We start from the raw sequence: 17,306 nt of genomic DNA, 5'->3' as shown, positions 1-17,306 counted from the left end.
TGTGCCACGTCGCAGCGTGAGTTACTAGCTACCGGCGAATCGCAGCTCGCACTGCGGAGCATGCAGACGCGCGCGTTCGACACGACGAATGTGAAGGGCACCGTCCGCATCGTGATGGCGACGCTGCAAGACCTCGGCTTCGTCTTGGACCAGGCGAACGTCGAGCTGGGGTCGGTCAGCGGAACGAAGCTCGATCGATACGCGTTGCGGATGACGGTGATCGTCTCAGCGCGTGGCGAGAAGCAGGTAAACGTTCGCGCCAACGCGCAGTACGAGCTCAAGGCCGTCGAAGACCCCGTGCCGTATCAACAGTTCTTTCAAGCCCTCGAGAAGGCGATGTTTCTCACCGCGCAGCAGGTCGAGTAGCCCCTCACACCCCGAAGTGATCCCGAATCAGCGCGAGCAGCGCGCGCTCGGGCAGTAGCCGCCGCCCGAGCGGCACGAGCTTCGAGTCGGGGCCGACCGGATATCGCACGCGCGGGCGCCGCGACTCGAGCGCGTGCGCGATCGCGCGCGCCACGACCTCGGGCCCCGGCGCCTTCGGCAGCGACTCGCGGATCACGCGCTCGGCGCTCGCGATCGGCGCGCCGTAATGGCTCGCCGCCGCGGTGGCGCCCCAGTCCGTCGCTTCGTTGAAGCCGGTGTTGATGTCGCCCGGCTCGATCAGCGCGACGTGGATGCCGAGCGCGCGCACCTCGTTGTGCAGCGCGAGCGCGAGCGCGTCGACGGCGCCCTTGGTCGCGGAGTAGTGCGCCTGAAACGGAATCGGCGCGCGGCCCGCGAGCGAGCCCACGATCGCGATGCGCCCGCGCCTGGCTTCCCGCATCGGCGGCAGCACGGCGCGCAGCGTGTGCAGCACGCCGAACACGTTCGTCTCGAACTGCGCGCGCGCGCGCTCCATCGGCGTTTCCTCGACGCTGCCGAAGATGCCGATGCCCGCGTTGCAGACGGCGCCGAAGAGCCCGCCCTCGGCGTCGAGCAGCTGCGCGACCGCGCGCTGCACCGAGGTCTCGTCGCGCACGTCGAGCGCGAGCCAGCGAACGCCGTCCGCTCCGGGGCGCGCGCTGCGACTCGTGCCGTACACGCGAAAGCCGCGCGCCACGAGCAGCTTTGCGGCGGCGGCGCCGATGCCGGAGGAGGCGCCGGTGACTAGAACCGGCCTTTCGTGGGCTCCGCTCGCGTGCCGCTCGCTGCGCGCGTCCTGCGCCGCTTCCGCGGCGCTCGGTCGCTTGCGGTTCGCGTCGGCCATTTGAGCGCTCGCAACCCCGGCGGCGAAGAGACGAGCGCGCCGCCTAGCGCAGCACGCCGAGCTGGCGTGCCACGCTCTCGAGCGCGTCGAGCGCGGTGTCGAGGTGCTCGCGCTTGTGCGTCGCCATGTACGAAGTGCGGATCATCGCGTGGCCCTCAGGCACGGCAGGCGACACGACGGGGTTCGCGAACACGCCCTCGTCTTGCAGGCGCACGGCCATCTCGTAGGCGATCTCGTCGGGGCCGATCTTGATCGGGATCACGGGCGACTGCGGCGTGCCGATGTCGAAGCCGAGGCTCGTCAGCGCGTCCTTCATGTACTCCGTGTTCTCCCAGAGCGCCTTCCGCCGCTCGGGCTCGCGCTCGAGGATCTCGAGCGCCTTCAGCACCGCGCCTACGACGTGCGGCGCGGGCGCTGCGGAGAAAATCGCGGAGCGCGCGGTGTGCTTGATGTAGTCGATCACGCGCGCGCTGCCGGCGATGAAGCCGCCGACGGACGCGAGGGACTTCGAGAACGTGCCCATCACGAGGTCGACCTGGTTCTCGACGCCGAAGTGCTCGCAGGCGCCGCGGCCGTGCGTGCCCATCACGCCCACGCCGTGCGCCTCGTCGACGAGGACGCGCGCGCCGAAGCGCTGCGCGAGCGCCACGATCGCGGGCAGGTCGCCGAGGTCGCCTTCCATCGAGTAGACGCCGTCGACCACGATCAGCTTGCCCGTGTCCTTGGGCGCCGCCGCGAGCTTCTTCTCGAGGTCCGCCATGTCGTTGTGGCGGAACTTGCGGTCCTTCGCGAAGCCGAGGCGGATGCCGTCGATCAACGAGGCGTGGTCGAGGTTGTCGAGGAACACTTCGTCGTGGCGGCCGAGGATCGTCGAGAGCGCGCCGACGTTGGCCTGATAACCCGTCGCGAACGTGATCACCGCTTCGCGGCGCATGAAGCGCGCGAGGCGCTCCTCGAGCTGCACGTGGATGTCGAGCGTTCCGTTCAGAAGCCGCGAGCCCGCGCAGCCGGTGCCGTACTTCTCGAGCGCCTCGGCGGCGGCGGCCTTCACTTCGGGGTGGCTCGAAAGACCGAGGTAGTTGTTCGAGCCGAGCATCACGACGCGGCGGCCGTTCATCGTGACGACGGGATCTTGGCCGGAAGAGATCACGCGGTAGTAGGGGTAGATCGCGTGATCGCGGAGCGTCTGGGCGCGGTCGTAGGCCGCGACTTTGTCGAAGAGATCCGTCACAGAAGTTTCTCCGGGTTCTCGACGCGCTCTTTGAACGCGCTCAGAGCGAAGCTCGTCGCCAGACCGTCCGCGACGCGTTCGTCCCAGGTGTAACTGCACTGCACGTAGCGGGAGCCGTCCGGGCGCGTGCGGATCTTCCCCATCACGCAAAAACCCGAGCAGGTCCCGTACTCCCACAGGTGGTGGTGGCCCGTCTCCATCCCGATCGAGCCCATGTTGGCCACGAACAGGGAGGTGAAGAGCGGGTCGCCGTCCATGACCGACCTGGGGAGGACGCCGAGCGCGTTGCCCCAATTCAGCACCCTCATCACGCAGCGGATCAGGAACGAGGGGAGGTAGAGCGCGAGGTCGATCTCTTTGTCGGCTTGGGTCTTCTTCCCGCTGCGGCGGCTCACGAGCGAGTCGAGCACTCGGTCGACCATGCCGTGGAGCGTCTCGCCCGCCGGGAACTCGCGCTTCACCGTGAGGAGGACGGAGCCCTTCTGGAGCTCCTTCATCGCGCTGAACGTCAGCGGCAGGCCGTTCCTCTGATAGATGCGCCCGCCCGCCACGAACCGGTTGATCTCGGGGTTCTCGTGCATCCCGAGCTGGATCGAGCGCAGGTAGAGGTGGAACAGGGTGATCGGCCGCTCGGGCGGCCGCGCCGCGTTCTGCTGCTCGAGGAACGCCAGCGCGGCGTCGACCTCGATCTCGTGCCCGTAGTAGAAGAGGGAGTCGTTCCGCCGCGGCGAGACGAAGGGCATGAAGCGGCGAAGCTTGGGCAGGTTTCGGACGAGGGTTCCGTCCGAACGGCGGCCAAACATGCGGGACTCCCGGCGAGGCCCGTCGCGGAGGGGGTGCCGCGGCGAAAGCCCGGACATCCTAGCCCCATTCGCTTTCGTGTCAGCGACGCAACTGCAAGAAAATGGTGATTCCGGTCACTACCCCCGAGGGCATCCAGGCGGCGATTTGCGGTGGGAGCGTGCGGCCGTAGCCGAGCGCGACCGAGACGCCGGTCAGCAGGATGAAGCCGACGCCGATGCCGATCGCCCAGAGCATGCAGGGTGCAGAGCGGCGCACGCCGAGCGCGACGAGTAGCCCGAGCCAGGGCAGCAGCAGGCACTGGAGCGGCTGCGCGATGCGCGCCTGCAGGTCGACGAGGAACGGCGTCGTGTCGTATCCGCCCGCCGCCGCCTCGCGCGCGTGCTCCCGCAAGCGCGCGATGTCGAGATGGGACGAATCGGTGAGCGACGACTCGATCTCCGGGATCGCGCGCGTCTCCCCGGCGGGCGCATCGAGCACGCCCGCGCGCGTGATGAGCGTGAGCTGCGCGTCGAACAGCCGCCATGTGCCGTGGCCGACATCGCGGGCGCGCGGCACATCGAGCCGGCGCTCAGGGAGCCCGCTCGCGCCCAGCTCATAGAGCGTCAGGTCCCGCGCCTCGCCCTTCGCCGAGTTGTGCGCGCCCACGTGCACCATGCGCGTCGCGGTGTGGGACCACACCTCCTCCCAGCCGCCTGGCGTCTTGTTCTTGATCTCCGTGTCCTTGAGCCGGTCCGCGGCTGCGGTCGTGCGCGGCAGCACGCGGTCCACCAGCACGTAGAACGCTGGCACCGCGAGCGCCGAGATCACGACCACCGGCGCGAGCGCACGCCCGAGCCGAATGCCGCACGCCTCCATGCCGCGCAGCTCGCCCTCCCCCGCCATCTGGCTCACGAGCAATGCCGCGCCGACGAGCAGGCCCATCGGCACGATGCGCGACGCGAGGAGCGGCAGGCGCAGCGCGTAGAAGCGCGCGACCTCGGAGAACGTGGCGCCGTACTCGGCGAACTGTTCGAGGCGCTCGAGCACGTCGACGAGCAGGTAGGCGAGCAGCAGCACCGAGAAGCCGACCAGCGCGAAGCCGACGAAGCGGCGCGCGATGTAGCGCGTGAGCGACCAGCGCGTGCCGCCCGCACGGCGCTGCGACTTCACGTCCCGCGCATCCGCTGCGGCGCGCGCGCGCGGCTGCTGCTCCCGCAGCAGCACGAAGCGGCGAATCATCAGCACGGCGCCGCCAGCGAGCGCGACCGCGTTGGGGAGCCATGCCGCGAGGGCGACAGGCACGTCGGGGAACTCCAGCAGGCCGTTCGAGGCCTGCAGAAGCCCGTAGTACGCGACCGTCACGCCGAGGCCCGCGACGCCGCCGCCTCCACGCGTCGCGCTGCCGAGCGTGAGCGCGAGCGGCACCGCGAGCCAGCACAGCGCGAGGGCTGCGAACGGGTTCGAGAAGCGGCGCGCGAGCTCGCTCTGGATGGCGCGCGCGTCGCGCGCGTCGTCGGATCGCAGGCCGCGCAGCTCGCGCGTCGTCATCGCCGCAAAGCGCCCCTCGTCGCCCTCGGGCTTCGCGACGTTCTCGTCGCCCTCGAGCACGCTGCGAAACAGCTTGAAGCGTACGAGCTGCCCGTCGCCGCCGGCGCGCGTCACGATCACGCCGTCGCGCAGCGTGACCTCGATCGTGCCGGGGTCGGGCACGCGCAGCGTCGCGGTCTCGGCGAAGAACGTTTCGCCGAGGTCGTCATCGTGCAGCATCACGGCGCGCAGGTCGTCGCCGCGCGTCGAGGCCTCGAGCGCGGAGAGATGCTTGTCGCCGAATTTCTGGACGATGCCGGCGCGCAGAACCGAGCCTGGCTGCTCGAGCGTGCTCTCGATCAGCAGCGACTGACGCGCGGCCAGCACGCGCGGCACCCCCTCGAGCGAGAGGCCGAGGCCCGCAAGCGTTGCCAGGCTGCCCACCGCGAGCATGGGGCCGACGAGGCGAACCGGCGAGACGCCGAGCGCTTCGAGCGCGAGCAGCTCCTTGTCCGCCGCCAGGCGCCCGAGCCCGATCAGCGCGCCCACCAGCACCGCGAAGGGCAAGATGCGCGCGGCGAGGACCACGATCTCGAAGCCGACGAACGCGGCCGTGTCGGCGCCGCTGAGCCCCTTGTTGAACAGCAGCACCGACAGGCCGAGCAGGCTCTTCGTGAGCGCCGCGAGCGAGAGCCCGCCGAGTGCGAGCAGCGTGGGCCCGAGCGCCTCGCGCGCGAGCGAGAGAAAGAGCGTCCAGCCGAGCGGGCGATGCCCGGTCGTCAGCGCCTTCACGGCGCGCGCCTCGCTCTCGGGTTTCGTTACCGCCGTCACGCGCCGCGCAGAGTAGGGCCGCTGCTGCGAAGGGAAATCGCGAACTCAGCGTCAGACGCGGGCCCCTCGATTCGGCGCAGCCGGGTGCCGCCACCTTGTTCATTCGCCGCGGTTCCCGACAATGCGCCGCGGGCGCGGGGTCTGCGCCTCAGGGGGACGAGCGGTGCGAGCGATCATTCTCAGCGCGGGGCAGGGGCGCCGGCTCTTCCCCGTCACGCGCGATATTCCGAAGTGCCTCGTCCCCGTGGACGGCGAGCGCAGCGTGCTCGAGGTGCAGCTGCGCACGCTCGCGGCGCACGGCGTGGACGAAGCGGTCGTGATGGGCGGCTACGGCATCGAGAAGGTCGAGCGCTTCGCCGCGACGCACGGCATCCCGCGGATGCGCGTGCGCGTCCGGTACAACCCCTTCTTCGATCAGGCCGACAACCTGATCACGGCTTGGCTCGCGAGCCGCGACTTCGAGGGCGACTGCATCCTGCTGAACGGCGACACGCTCTTCGAGCCCGGCGTCGCCGCTCGCCTGATCGCCACGCCACCGAGCCCGCTCACGATCGTGGTGAACGTGAAGCCCGCCTACGACGACGACGACATGAAGGTGGTCGTCGAGGGCGGCCTCGTGCGCGCGATCGGCAAGGATCTCGACGCGGGCAGCGCGCAGGGCGAAGCGATCGGCATGACGCTGCTGCGCGGCGAAGGCACGGGCGCGATTCGCGACGCCTTCGAGCAGCTCGTGCGCAGCTTCGGCCAGCAGCGCGCCTACTACACGACCGCGATCGGTGAGCTCGCGCGCCGCGGCATGGTGCGCGCGTGCTCGATGCAAGGCCTCTGGTGGGGCGAGATCGATTCGCTCGAGGATCTCGAGTCCGTGCGCAAGGCCTACGCGGGGCAAGTTCGCCGCTAGGCCGCGACGGCGCGCTTCTCCTGCCACATCTGTGCGAAGCGCACGGCGTGGAACGCGAGGCACACCACCTGCCACGCCACCACGAACACGATCGCTTCGTGACCGAAGCCGAGCGGCAGCGCGAGGGTGAACACGGGCAGGTTCACGTTCCGGCGCGAGATGAACGTGCGCATCTTCACGTCGATCGGCGCGTAGCCGTGGATCGACTTGCCCGCGATGCGCTTGAAGAAGGGCGCGATCAGCCGGTCGGCGATGTAGATCGCGAAGAACCACATCGCGAGCTCGAACGTCGGCCCGCTCGGCCCGCCCGCGAGGCCACACGCCCAGGCCGCGTACCAGAACGGCGGGTGAATCAGGTCCGTGCTGTGGTCGAGGATGTTTCCGAACAGCGAGGAGGTGTAGGTGAGCCGCGCGACCTTGCCGTCGACCGAGTCGAGCACCGCCATCAGGTAGGCCGCGATGAAGCCGAGCAGCCACTCGCCGCGCGCCCACAGCGGAATCGCGGCGATGCAAAGCAGAACGGCGAGCCCGGTGATCCAGTTCGGGTGGACGCGCCAGCGCGTCAGCGGGCGCACCGCGGCCCACACGAAGGGCGGAAACACCCAGCGCGTCAGAAAGTCCGTCGAGCCCTTGTAGTTCGACCAGAACAGCCAGCGCTCGGTCTCCGCGACTTCGCTCGCGCGGAGCCGGAAGGCGTAGGCCGCGAGATCGCGGCGCAAACTGAGCAGGTGCACGCCGATCGAGTCGAGCGCGAGCTCGCGCGCCGCGCCGCTCGCGAGCAGCGCGCTCGCGACGGCGATCGCGTCGTCTCCCGCAGCGGGCCGCTGCTGCGGCGCGAGGCGGATCAGCGCGGTGCGCTTCTCGCCCTCACCGCCGAGCGCCACCAGCGCACCGCTCCCGCGCAGCAGCGCGCCGAGCACGCGCGAATCGAGAATCGCGTCGCCCGGCAGCGCGAGCAGCGTTGCCTTCGCTTCGGCGGAAGCGCGTGCGAGGCGCTCCGCGTAGGAGCCGCTCGCCTCGCGGAACTCGACGCGCAGCGACGCGACGAGCGCCGGCGTCACGAACGGGCGCGCGCCCGCGCGGTGCTCGACCACGATGCGCGCGAAATCGCACTGATTGCGGCGCCCGTTCGCGAGCTGCTCGATGGCCGCGATCTGGCGCTCGGGCAGCGCCATGCCGAAAACGATCAGACTGCTCTCCGAGCTCGTGGCGTCGATCCAGATCTCGAAGCCGCCCATCTCTTTCGCCACGCACTTCTCCCGCGTCGCCGCATCTTATCCGCGATTTGCCTGACAACTCGCTCCGTCGCGAGCCGCGCAAGGTAAGGTACGCAGCTCGGAGGGTCCGCTTGTCGCTGCCCGCGTTCGCCCTGGCGTTTCCGAAGGACGCGGCGCTGAGGCTCGTCGACGCGGGCTCGGCGGGCGACCCGCGCGAGCGCGAGCCGAAGGGCGAGTCGCGCCGCGGCGACACGCGCAAGGATCCCGTGGCGCCCGCGGACAAGCCGGGCAGCGCGCAGATTCACATCACGCGCTACGAGCTGATGTCGTCGATGCTGCGGCCGAACCGCGAGCTGGTCGGCGTGTTCCGCAAGAAACTCGCGGGCACCGAGATCGCCTCGTCGCTGCGGCCCGTCGCCGCGGAAACGCTGCGCGGGCTCGCGGGGCGGCGGCTCGGTCTCCGGCGACTCCACGACATCGCGGATCGCGTCGCGCGGAAGCTCTGAGTGGCGCGCGCGAAACCGGTACCCGGCGAAGGTGTCCACGCGCTCGTGCTCGCGGGTCGGCGCCGCGGCGGCGACGACGCGGTCGCGCGGCAGCACGGCGTGTCGCACAAGGCGCTCGCACCACTGCACGGGAAGCCGCTGCTCGCGCACGTGCTGGCGGCGCTGCGCGCGGTGCCCGAGATCGCGCGCATCACGGTGAGCGTCGACGACGCGCGCGCGCTGGAGGCGCACCCCGAGTTCGGCCCGCAGCTCGCGCGCGGTGAGCTCGCGCTGCATCGCAGTGGAACCTCGCCCGCCGACAGCGTGCGCGACTTCGTCGAGACGACCGGCAGCGCGATCACGCTCGTCACGACCGCGGATCACCCGCTGCTTCGCGCGGAGGCGGTGCGCGCGTTTCTACGCGAGGCGCTCGCGAGCGATGCGGACCTGGCCGTCGCGCTCGTGCCCGATCACGCCGTGCTCGCCGCGGCGCCCGGCAGCCAGCGCACGTGGCTGAAGCTCGGCCGCGAGCGCTTCACCGGCGCGAACCTGTTCCTCGCGCGCACGCCCGGCGCCGCGAAGGTGGCCGCCTTCTGGCGCAAGGCGGAGGGCTTCCGCAAAGAGCCCTGGCGGCTCGCCGCGGTCTTCGGCGCCGTGACGCTGGCGCGTTTCGCCGCGGGCCGGCTTCCGCTCGAAGCCGCGATCGCGGCGATCTCGAAGGCAACCGATGCGCAGATCGCCGCCGTCAGGCTCGCCGACGGCCGCGCGGGCATCGATGTCGACAAGCCCGAGGACTTCGCGCTCGCGGAGCGCCTGTTAGGCCGCGAGGCCTGATCCAGCTCGTCTGGCGCAGTTGGACCCGAGTCACGGGAAAGTCAGCAAACAGACCGTTCCCTCCCGAGCCGCAACTGCTACTCCCCGAGAGGCGCGTTTGGGGACACCGTGCTGATCGATCTGAGAGCAGCGAGCGAGATCGCGGCGGAAGGGCTCCGGGCGGACGTGTGCATCGTCGGCGCCGGCGCCGCGGGCATCACGCTCGCGCGCGCCCTCGCGCGCAGCGGACACAGCGTGCTCGTGCTCGAAGCCGGCGGTCGCGACTACGAGCCCGAGATCGCGGGGCTCGGCGCAGGCGAGAACCTCGGCTTCCCGTACTACGAGCTCGAAGACTCGCGCCTGCGCTTCTTCGGCGGCTCGACCGCGGTGTTGGGCGGGCGCTGCGCGGAGCTCGACGAGATCGACTTCGAGACGCGCGAGTGGGTGCCGCACAGCGGCTGGCCGTTCGCGAAGCGTGCGATCGCGAGTTATTACGACGCCGCGCGCCGCGTCGTCGAGATCGAGGACAGCGCGCTCGACGGCAGGCTCTGGCGTCGCCTCGGCGTCGAGGCGCCGCGCATCGCCGACGGCTTCTTCGACACGCGCTTCTGGCAGTTCGACGACCGCTGGGATCGCTTCGGCTTCCGCGCGACCGCGGACTTGGTGGCACACGAGAACGTCACGGTCGTGCTGTACGCGACCGTCGCAGGCCTCGTGCCCGGCGAGAACGGCGCGATCGAGCGCGCGGACCTGCGTGCGCCGGGCGGCCGCCGCGCCAGCGCGCGCGCCCGCGTGTTCGTGCTCGCGGCGGGCGGGCTCGAGAACCCGCGCATCCTGCTCGCGTCGCAGGCGCGTTCGCCGCGCGGCATCGGCAACGAGCGCGATCTCGTGGGCCGCTTCTTCATGGAGCATCCCCACGCGCGCGGCGGGGAGCTCTCGCTGCGCGCGACGTGGGCGGCGCTGCGTGCGTTCAAGCAGTCGCACTTCGTGGGCGCGAGCCGCTTCGCCGCGACGCTCGTGCCGAGCGAGAAGATGCAGCGCGAGCACGCGCTGCTGAACTCGTCGTTCACGCCGAAGGTGCGCCTGCATCGCGGCAAGCGCGCGAACGTGGCTTCGCGCGTGTACGACACGGTGCATCGCAACGTGAACCCGACGCGCGCGGGCCGCACGCTCTGGCGCGCGGCGAAGCAAGCCGCACGCTCGCTCCAGGCAGCGACGGATCCGCTGTTGCCGTGGCTGCGCCTGCGCCTCGGCACGGCGGGCCTCTATCTCTCGGTCCGCGGCGAGCAGGCGCCGAACCCCGACAGCCGCGTGGTGCTCACGTGCGAGCGCGACGCGCTCGGCATCCACAAGCTCGCGCTCGACTGGCGCTTCAGCGAGCTCGACAAGCGCACGCTGCGCGTCGCGGCGCAGCAGCTCGACGCCGAGCTGCGCTTCGACGGCTCCGGCTCCGTGACGACGGAAGCGTGGTTCGACGACGCGAGCCGCCCGTGGGACATCGATCCGTTGATCGGCAACCACCCGATCGGCGGCTACCACCACATGGGCACGACGCGCATGCACGACGACCCCGCGCGCGGCGTCGTCGACGCGAATTGCCGCGTGCACGGCGCGCCAAACCTGTTCGTCGCGGGCAGCTCGGTGTTCCCCACCTCGGGCTGGGCGAATCCGACGCTCACGATCCTCGCGCTGACGTTGCGCCTCGCCGACCACCTGAGGCAGCGCGAGCTCGCCTAGGCGACTCGCTCGCCGACCGCAGGAACCACCGCGCCACTCGAGAGATCGAGCGCGCGCAGCTCGCACGTGATCGCGAAGCCTCGCGCGTGCGGCTCGATCGCGAAGATCTGCGACGCGCCCGGGCGCGACATCACCGCGGACGAGGTCGCGGGCACGCCGAACACCGGAATCGCGCCGCTCTCCGTAACAATTCGGTCGCGCGCTGCGCGATGGGCGTGGCCGTGAAGCACGAGCTCGGCGCCGGCGCGCGCGAGGATCTCGCACAGTGCGGGGCCGTCTTCGAGTCGGCGCCGCCACGAGACGTGGGTGCGCGTCGGCGGGTGGTGCACGAGCACGACGCGGAACAGCTTTCGTGCCGCGAGATCGCGCAGCATGTCCGCGAGCGGCGCGAGCTGCGCCTCGCCTGCGCGTCCCGTCGCGAGATGCACCGGAGTCGGCACCGCAGACGAGAGGCCGATCAGCGCGACCGGCCCGCGAACGCGCAGCGAGGGGAAGAGCGCGCCCCCCGCGTGGTCTGAATTCAGGTAGGGGAGCCAAGCGTCCACACACTCGTGCGCGACGTCGCCGCCATACGCATCGTGGTTGCCGGGTACGAGCGTGACGCGCTCGGGCGGGCCGATCCGCGCGAGCCACTCCCGCGCCTCGCTCACCTCCGACGCGAGGCCCATGTGCGTGAGATCGCCCGTGACCGCGACGTGGTCGGGCGCGAGCGCGGCGAGGTCGTCGAGCACGCGCGCCGCGATCTCGGGCCGGTACTTGTGGCGCCGCCGCGCCTGATAAGAGAGCCAGCCGAACGCGCGCTTCGCGTTCAGCTCGCCGGCGCGCGTGAAGCGCGCGGCAGTCGCGTGAAGGTCCGAGACGTGGGCGAGCTTGAACAGCGCGAGAGCCTCCGCGGAACGCGCGCCTATCATAGGCAGCGCAGTTCGCGCGGCGCGGCGGCTGCGAGGCGAGCGAGCGGCGGAGACCGAATGAGCGAAGAACAGAGTTCGCGGCGAGCGGCTGCGGTGGCGCCGGCGGCCAACGCCGCGCTGCTGTTCAGCGAGCGCAGCGATGCGCGGCTCGAGCGCGCGCTGGCTCGCGCCGGCGCAGAGGTCGTCGCGCCGCAGGCGCTGCGCTCGCGCGGCGAAGCGCTCGTGCTCGCGCTTCGCGGCGACGCCGTGCTCGACGAGCGGCTCGTGAAGGCGCTGCTCGAGAGCAAGGACGTGCTGCTCGTCGCGAACGACCTCGATCGCGCGGCGCCCGTGGCTGCCGTCGTCCCCTCGTCGCGCGCGGACGAAGCGCTCGCTTGGCTCGCTGGCGGCGCTGCGCCGAGCGCAGTCCCGCGCGCTCGCGCGAACGATCTCGTGCCCCCGTACACCTCCGAGCTGCGCAAGCTCGCGCCCGCGTTCCTGCGAATCGCGACGCCAGACGACGCGCCGCGAATCGAGCGCGCGCTGTTCGATGCGTCCTACAAGGGCGTGACCGATTTCGTGACGAAGTACGCGTGGCCGCCGCTCGCCTTCCGCGTCGTACGCGCGTGCGCGCGGCTCGGTATCTCGCCCAACGCGGTGACCGTCGCGAGCTGGCTGCTCGTGGTGCTCGCGATCGTCGCGTTCTGGCAGGGGCAGTTCGCGCTCGGGCTCGCAGGGGCGTGGGCGATGACGTTCCTCGACACGGTCGACGGCAAGCTCGCGCGCGTCACGCTCCAGTCCTCGCCGTTCGGGCACTGGCTCGATCACGGCCTCGACCTCACGCACCCGCCCGTTTGGTGGTCCGCGTGGGCCCTCGGCATCGGCATCTCGCTCGACTCTCCCGCTGCGCTCGTCGTGCTCGGCGGATACTTGTTAGGGCGCGCGCTCGAGGGCGTGTTCATGCTCGCCTGCGATTTCGAGATTCACTCGTGGCGCCGGATCGATTCGTTCTTCCGCGGCATCACGGCGCGCCGCAACCCCAACCTCGTGCTGCTGACGGCCGGCGTCCTCGCGGGATCACCGGCGGGTGGCTTCGAGGCCGTGGCTTGGTGGACGGCGCTCTCGATCGGCTTCCACGTCGTTCGCCTCGCACACGCGCTCGGTCTGCGCGCTGCCGGCCGCACGCTGCGGCCCTGGGAAGAGGAGCTCGCGCTCGCGAGCGGCGTGGGCCGAGGCTGACGCCACACAGGAACGCTCTCGCCCGGTCCTGGTTCGAAGCTCGAGGAGACCGTCATGCGCCGCATCGTCCTCACCGCCCTGATCATTCTCGCCGCGAGCGCCGCGCTCGCCGCGCCCACCGAATGGTGGCTGTTCGCCGCGCAGCTCGACTCGGGCGACCGCGTGCTGATCGAGGTCACGCTCACGGACGTCGGGCCCGGTGAGCGCAACGCCGCGGCGATCGGGCGCTGGGTGCAGAAGGACGGGACGCTCGTCGAGTTCTCGCGCGCGAAGCTCGGCGGCGAGTGGACGGAGAGCGCAGGCGGTCGCCGCATGGACCTGCAGAAGTTCGTGCTCGATCGCAGCGCCGCGCGTGCGCAGCTGCGCGTCGACAAGGGCAGCCTGAAGCTCGCGCTCGACTTCGCGCTCGCCGAGAAGCCGCTCGCGACGCGCAAGCTCGCGGGCAGGAAGTGGACCCACGAGCTGTGGGCCGGCGCGAACCCGGTGAACGCGTCGCTCTGGAAGAAGGGGATGAGCGCACCGATCGTGACGAAGGGCCGCATCGGTGTGTCGCACCGACTGATTACGGGGCCCGAGGGAAAGCTCGCCGCGCGCCGGCTCGAGTCGTTCGCGCTCGATCGCGAGCCGCTCTACGTCCTCGAGGTCGCGCGCGGCGCGCGGGCGGAGCGCTGGGTCGTCGCGCTCGACGCTCGCGGGCGTGTCGCGTCGCAGGATTTCGCGGAGGCGGCGAGCGCGGAGAAGCTGAGCGCGCCCTCGCCGAAGCTCGCGCTGCCGGGGCCCGCCGTGACGGGCGCGCTCTCTGCGGGCACGCGCCTCGCCGCGTACGACCCGCTCGCCGACTTGCCTGCGCCGATCCGCTTCGTGCTCGGGCTGCGCTTGCGATCGGCTTGGATGGCGTCACCGTTGGAAAGCGTCGTGGGCGGGAACTCGCGGAAGCGCACCGCGATCGCGAGCTACACGTTCTACGCGGGGTGAACGTTGCGCATCGGGCTGATCAACAACCTGCGAGCAGGCCGTAACAAGCGCCGCGTTCAGGACGTGCTGCGCGAGATCGAAGGCGCCCGCGACGTCGTGCAAGCGATGACGACCTCGGCGCAGAGGGTGCCCGAAGCGCTCTCTCAGATGGAGCGCGAGCGCGTCGAGCTGCTCGTGGTGAACGGCGGCGACGGCTCGCTCGAGCGCGTGCTCACGGGCCTGCTCGCGCGCGGTCGCCCGAGCTGGCTGCCGGTGATCGCGCCGCTGCGCAGCGGGCGCACGAACGCCGCGGCGGCCGATCTCGGGGCCGCGCGCAGCTCCGCAGCGGGCCTGCGTGCGTTGCTGGCCGACGCGCGCCGCGGGCGGCTCGAGTCGCGGGTGGTCGAGCGCGCGGTGATGCGCGTGACGCCGCGCCATGGCGGTGAAGCGCGCTGCGGCATGTTCGTCGGCGCCGGCTTGTTGGGCCGCGCGGTGACGTGGACTTCGCGCACTCTCCCGAAGGGCCGCGCCCAGGAGACGTTCGGCGTCGGCCTCGTGCTCGCGAAGCTGCTCGGCGACGTGGTGATGCGCCGCGACAACGAGCTCACGCGCGCCGAGAAGGTCCGCCTCGCGTTCGACGGATCCCCGCTGCCCGACGAGGAGCGGCTGATCACGCTCTTCACCACGCTCGATCGCCTGATCTTCGGCATCCGTCCGTTCTGGGGAACCGGCGCCGGCGCGATCAAGGCGACCGTCGTGCGCGGCGGCGCCCCGCGGCTCGCGACGACCGTGCCGCGCATCCTCGTGGGACGCGCGCCGGCGTTCGCGACGCCCGAGCACGGCTACCTGAGCGCGAACGTGATGCGCGCCGAGCTGCGCTGCGATTGCGAAGTCACGGTGGACGGCGAGCTGTTCCCCGTCGAGCCGGACGCGACTTATGCGATCGAGGCGGAGCCGCGCGTTCGCTTCGCGCGCGCGTAGCGCCGCGTGACGGGAGCCCAGCGCGCGCTCGAGGCGATCTTCCGCGCGGAGCTCGCGGCGCCCGTGCTCGAGGGCGCACTGCGCGTGGCGAACGAGATCCGCGCGCTCCACGGCGATGCGGTCGTCGCGCTGCTCTTCTACGGCTCGTGTCTGCGCCGCGGCACGACCGAGGGCGTGCTCGACTTCTACGCGATCACGCGCGACTACCGCAGCGCGTACGACTCCGCGTGGCCCGCGCTGCTCGGCCGCGCGCTGCCGCCCAACGTGCACTACGTCGAGTTGCCCGAGCAGGACCTGCGCGCGAAGTACGCGCTGATCTCGCTGGCGGACTTCGCGCGGCAAGCCTCGCCCGCGAGCCTCGATTGCCGCGTGTGGTCGCGCTTCTGCCAGCCCGCGCGCATCGCATGGGCGCGCGACGACGCGACCCGCGAGGCGGTCGCGACGGCGTGCGCGAACGCGGCGCTCACGATGGCGTCGCGCATGCTCGCGTGGGCGAGCGGCGACGCGCGCGAACGCGCGCTCGCACCGCGCGCGCTGTGGGCCGGCGCGTTCCAGGAGACCTATCGCGCCGAGCTGCGCAGCGAGCAGCCCGCCAGCATCGACGCGATCGCAGCGGCCGACCCTGCGCGCTACGACGCCGTGCTGCGCGCCGCGCTCGGCGTGCTCGCGCAGCGCGGTGAGTGCGAGGTGTTAGGCGAGACTGCCCAGGGCGAGCTGCGCATCTCGCAGGATCCCGCTGCGCTCGGACGCGCGCGTCGCGGCTGGCGCGCGCGCCGCGTGGTCGCGAAGGCGCTCGCGATCGCGGGCCTGCTCAAGACGGCTCTCACGTTCCAGGGCTGGCTGCCCTACGTCGTGTGGAAGCTCGAGCGCCACAGCGGGGTGCGCATCGAGCTGAGCGAGCGACAACGCCGCCGTCCCCTCGTGTACGCGTGGCCGGTGATCTTCCGCTTGTTACGGAGCGGCGTGCTGCGCTGAACGGGCGACTCGCGCCGCGAGATCGCGCAGCGCGCTCGCGAGCGCCGGCGCCTCGGTGCTGCGATAGCTCGCGTCCACCGGCAGCTCGCGCATCAGGCGGCGGTGCACGGCGCCGAGCGCGTGATACGGCAGCGTCGGGAACAGGTGGTGGAGCGCGTGGAAGCGCAGGCCGACCGGCGCCGCGAGCGCGGTGAACGGGCGCAGCCAAGCCGGCCCCCACAGATTCAGCGAGTCCGCGACCTGCGCATCGCGCGACATCACCGCGCCGTCGTTCTCGTAGCGGTGCGCGCCGAGCGTGCGCACGTGGTTGATCATCAGGATCGACGCGAGCAGCGCGTACCAGAGCGCGAGCGCGCGGAGCGGCAGTGTGCCGAGCGCGAGCGCGGCGCCGGCGCTCCATACCACGAGCGCGCAGGCGAGCTCCTCGTTGCGCCACCGCTTCGCGAGCTTGCCGAGCGGCGGCTTGCGCTCGTAGGCCGCGTTGATCACGAGCGTCGAGAGGCGCTCGCGGGCGAACGCGCGCACCGGAGGGATCACGAGCCCGAGCGGAACGAGCGCGCCCCAGCGCACGATCAGCGCAGCGGGCACCAATAACAACCCGAGCGTCGCGTCGAGGATGCGCGCGAAGCTCCAGTGCGCGATCGGCGCGTACTCCGGATCCTCGGCGGTGCCGAACAGGTGCGCCTTGTGGTGCTCGCCGTGCGAGCCCACGTACATGAGGCTCGGCGCGAGCAGCGGGAAGCCCGCGAGCAGATCCCAGCCGAGCGTGAAGCCGGGCACCGCGCGCGCGGAGAGGTGCGCCAGCTCGTGAATGAAGAGTGCGGCGCGGTAGAGCGCGAGCACGGCCACGGCGAACGCGATCCACGCGACGGGGCCCCAGCTCGCGACGGCGAGCGCGAACGCGCTCCAGCCGAGCGCGACGCAGACGAGCAGGTCGCCCCAATACACCGCGGGCCGCGGCTTGTGGGACGCGACGTACTCGCGCTCGAGCGCGTCGAGCGAGGTTTCGGAGCTTTGCTTCGCGGCAGCGGCCATGCAGCGCGCCAGCATAAGCAACCGACCCTGCGCGGGCAGCGTGCGCGCGTGAGGCGCGCCGCCGCGCGGCGCTTTCCCTCAGCGGGAATCGCGCGCGCGGCGGCTTGGCGCTGTTCTTCGCGGCGCGCGCCGAGGAGATCGCCGTGAACCCCCGCCAGCTCGTCTACATCGCGCTGCTCGCACCATTCCTCGCGCTCACGAGCTACGTGCTCGCAACCACCGGCCTCGTCGGCTTCTACGCCGAGATGTCGCGCAGCGCGTCGACCGTGCTCTCGATGGTCGACCTCACGATCTCGCTCTCGCTGATCCTCGCGTGTATGTTCGTCGACTCACGCGCGACGCGGACGCCCTTCGCGCCCTACGTGTGCGTGACGCTCGCGATCGGCGTCGCAGGGCCGCTCCTGTATCTGCTGCATCGCGAAGCGCTTTCGCGCGCGCACGCGGCGCAGCGCGCTTAG

Annotated in this window: 17 protein-coding genes; 10 read left to right on the top strand and 7 right to left on the bottom strand. The window is 71.5% G+C overall.

From position 1 onward, the window contains the following. Window positions 1–60: 60 nt before the first annotated feature. Entirely contained in the window at window positions 61–366 is a 306-nt protein-coding gene (locus tag FJ091_21115) for a hypothetical protein (GenBank protein ID MBM4385856.1), read from the top strand. A gap of 4 nt (window positions 367–370) precedes the next feature. Here the strand turns inward: FJ091_21115 and FJ091_21110 are convergent, their stop codons facing one another. From FJ091_21110 to FJ091_21095, 4 genes are all read right to left on the bottom strand, one after another. Next, the gene (locus FJ091_21110) at window positions 371–1,249 is read right to left on the bottom strand and encodes an SDR family NAD(P)-dependent oxidoreductase (GenBank protein ID MBM4385855.1); all 879 of its coding nucleotides are present in this window, start codon (window positions 1,247–1,249) and stop codon (window positions 371–373) included. Between the two features lie 43 nt (window positions 1,250–1,292). Beyond that, window positions 1,293–2,480, bottom strand: coding sequence for an aminotransferase class I/II-fold pyridoxal phosphate-dependent enzyme (locus FJ091_21105; GenBank protein MBM4385854.1), 1,188 nt, complete (start codon window positions 2,478–2,480; stop codon window positions 1,293–1,295). Next, entirely contained in the window at window positions 2,477–3,223 is a 747-nt protein-coding gene (locus FJ091_21100) for a hypothetical protein (GenBank protein ID MBM4385853.1), read from the bottom strand. Before FJ091_21100 ends, FJ091_21105 begins: the two co-directional genes overlap by 4 nt. 139 nt (window positions 3,224–3,362) lie before the next feature. Continuing rightward, window positions 3,363–5,621, bottom strand: a complete 2,259-nt coding sequence (locus tag FJ091_21095; protein MBM4385852.1) for an LptF/LptG family permease — start codon at window positions 5,619–5,621, stop codon at window positions 3,363–3,365. Between the two features lie 163 nt (window positions 5,622–5,784). Here FJ091_21095 and FJ091_21090 point away from each other — a divergent pair, with 163 nt between their 5' ends. Then, window positions 5,785–6,522, top strand: coding sequence for a phosphocholine cytidylyltransferase family protein (locus FJ091_21090; GenBank protein ID MBM4385851.1), 738 nt, complete (start codon window positions 5,785–5,787; stop codon window positions 6,520–6,522). Here FJ091_21090 and FJ091_21085 read toward each other — a convergent pair. After that, a complete protein-coding gene (locus tag FJ091_21085; protein MBM4385850.1) occupies window positions 6,519–7,772 on the bottom strand; it encodes a CDP-alcohol phosphatidyltransferase family protein in 1,254 nt (417 codons plus the stop codon). The two genes, FJ091_21090 and FJ091_21085, sit on opposite strands and share 4 nt — an antisense overlap. Window positions 7,773–7,870: 98 nt before the next feature. On the opposite strand from FJ091_21085, the gene FJ091_21080 reads away from it, so the two are divergent. The 3 genes from FJ091_21080 to FJ091_21070 all read left to right on the top strand — a co-directional run bounded on the left by FJ091_21080 (window position 7,871) and on the right by FJ091_21070 (window position 10,774). Further along, window positions 7,871–8,245 carry a hypothetical protein gene (locus FJ091_21080; protein ID MBM4385849.1) on the top strand — a complete coding sequence of 125 codons (375 nt, stop codon included), beginning with the start codon at window positions 7,871–7,873 and terminating at the stop codon, window positions 8,243–8,245. Then, complete coding sequence (locus tag FJ091_21075) at window positions 8,246–9,058, top strand: NTP transferase domain-containing protein (GenBank protein MBM4385848.1); 813 nt, start codon at window positions 8,246–8,248, stop codon at window positions 9,056–9,058. Window positions 9,059–9,166: 108 nt separating this feature from the next. Beyond that, window positions 9,167–10,774: a GMC family oxidoreductase gene (locus FJ091_21070; GenBank protein MBM4385847.1), complete on the top strand. Its 1,608-nt coding sequence runs from the start codon at window positions 9,167–9,169 to the stop codon at window positions 10,772–10,774. Here the strand turns inward: FJ091_21070 and FJ091_21065 are convergent. Then, window positions 10,771–11,685, bottom strand: a complete 915-nt coding sequence (locus tag FJ091_21065) for a metallophosphoesterase (protein MBM4385846.1) — start codon at window positions 11,683–11,685, stop codon at window positions 10,771–10,773. The genes FJ091_21070 and FJ091_21065 overlap by 4 nt on opposite strands. 57 nt (window positions 11,686–11,742) lie before the next feature. Between FJ091_21065 and FJ091_21060 the strand changes: the two genes are divergently transcribed. From FJ091_21060 to FJ091_21045, 4 genes are read left to right on the top strand one after another with little or no spacing between them, the layout of a single operon-like run. Then, window positions 11,743–12,903: a CDP-alcohol phosphatidyltransferase family protein gene (locus tag FJ091_21060; protein MBM4385845.1), complete on the top strand. Its 1,161-nt coding sequence runs from the start codon at window positions 11,743–11,745 to the stop codon at window positions 12,901–12,903. 54 nt (window positions 12,904–12,957) lie between these two features. After that, window positions 12,958–13,878, top strand: coding sequence for a hypothetical protein (locus tag FJ091_21055; GenBank protein ID MBM4385844.1), 921 nt, complete (start codon window positions 12,958–12,960; stop codon window positions 13,876–13,878). Window positions 13,879–13,881: 3 nt separating this feature from the next. Beyond that, window positions 13,882–14,838: a hypothetical protein gene (locus tag FJ091_21050; protein ID MBM4385843.1), complete on the top strand. Its 957-nt coding sequence runs from the start codon at window positions 13,882–13,884 to the stop codon at window positions 14,836–14,838. Window positions 14,839–14,844: 6 nt separating this feature from the next. Further along, on the top strand, window positions 14,845–15,813 hold the full coding sequence (locus FJ091_21045) for a hypothetical protein (protein MBM4385842.1): 969 nt from the start codon (window positions 14,845–14,847) through the stop codon (window positions 15,811–15,813). Here FJ091_21045 and FJ091_21040 read toward each other — a convergent pair. Next, complete coding sequence (locus tag FJ091_21040) at window positions 15,790–16,848, bottom strand: fatty acid desaturase (protein MBM4385841.1); 1,059 nt, start codon at window positions 16,846–16,848, stop codon at window positions 15,790–15,792. The two genes, FJ091_21045 and FJ091_21040, sit on opposite strands and share 24 nt — an antisense overlap. Window positions 16,849–16,991: 143 nt before the next feature. Between FJ091_21040 and FJ091_21035 the strand changes: the two genes are divergently transcribed. Beyond that, window positions 16,992–17,306: a hypothetical protein gene (locus FJ091_21035; GenBank protein MBM4385840.1), complete on the top strand. Its 315-nt coding sequence runs from the start codon at window positions 16,992–16,994 to the stop codon at window positions 17,304–17,306.

The sequence above is a fragment of the Deltaproteobacteria bacterium genome, from assembly GCA_016875395.1.
In the GTDB taxonomy this organism is placed as follows: Bacteria; Myxococcota_A; UBA9160; order UBA9160; family UBA6930; genus VGRF01.
This window is presented reverse-complemented; position numbering and strand designations above follow the sequence as displayed.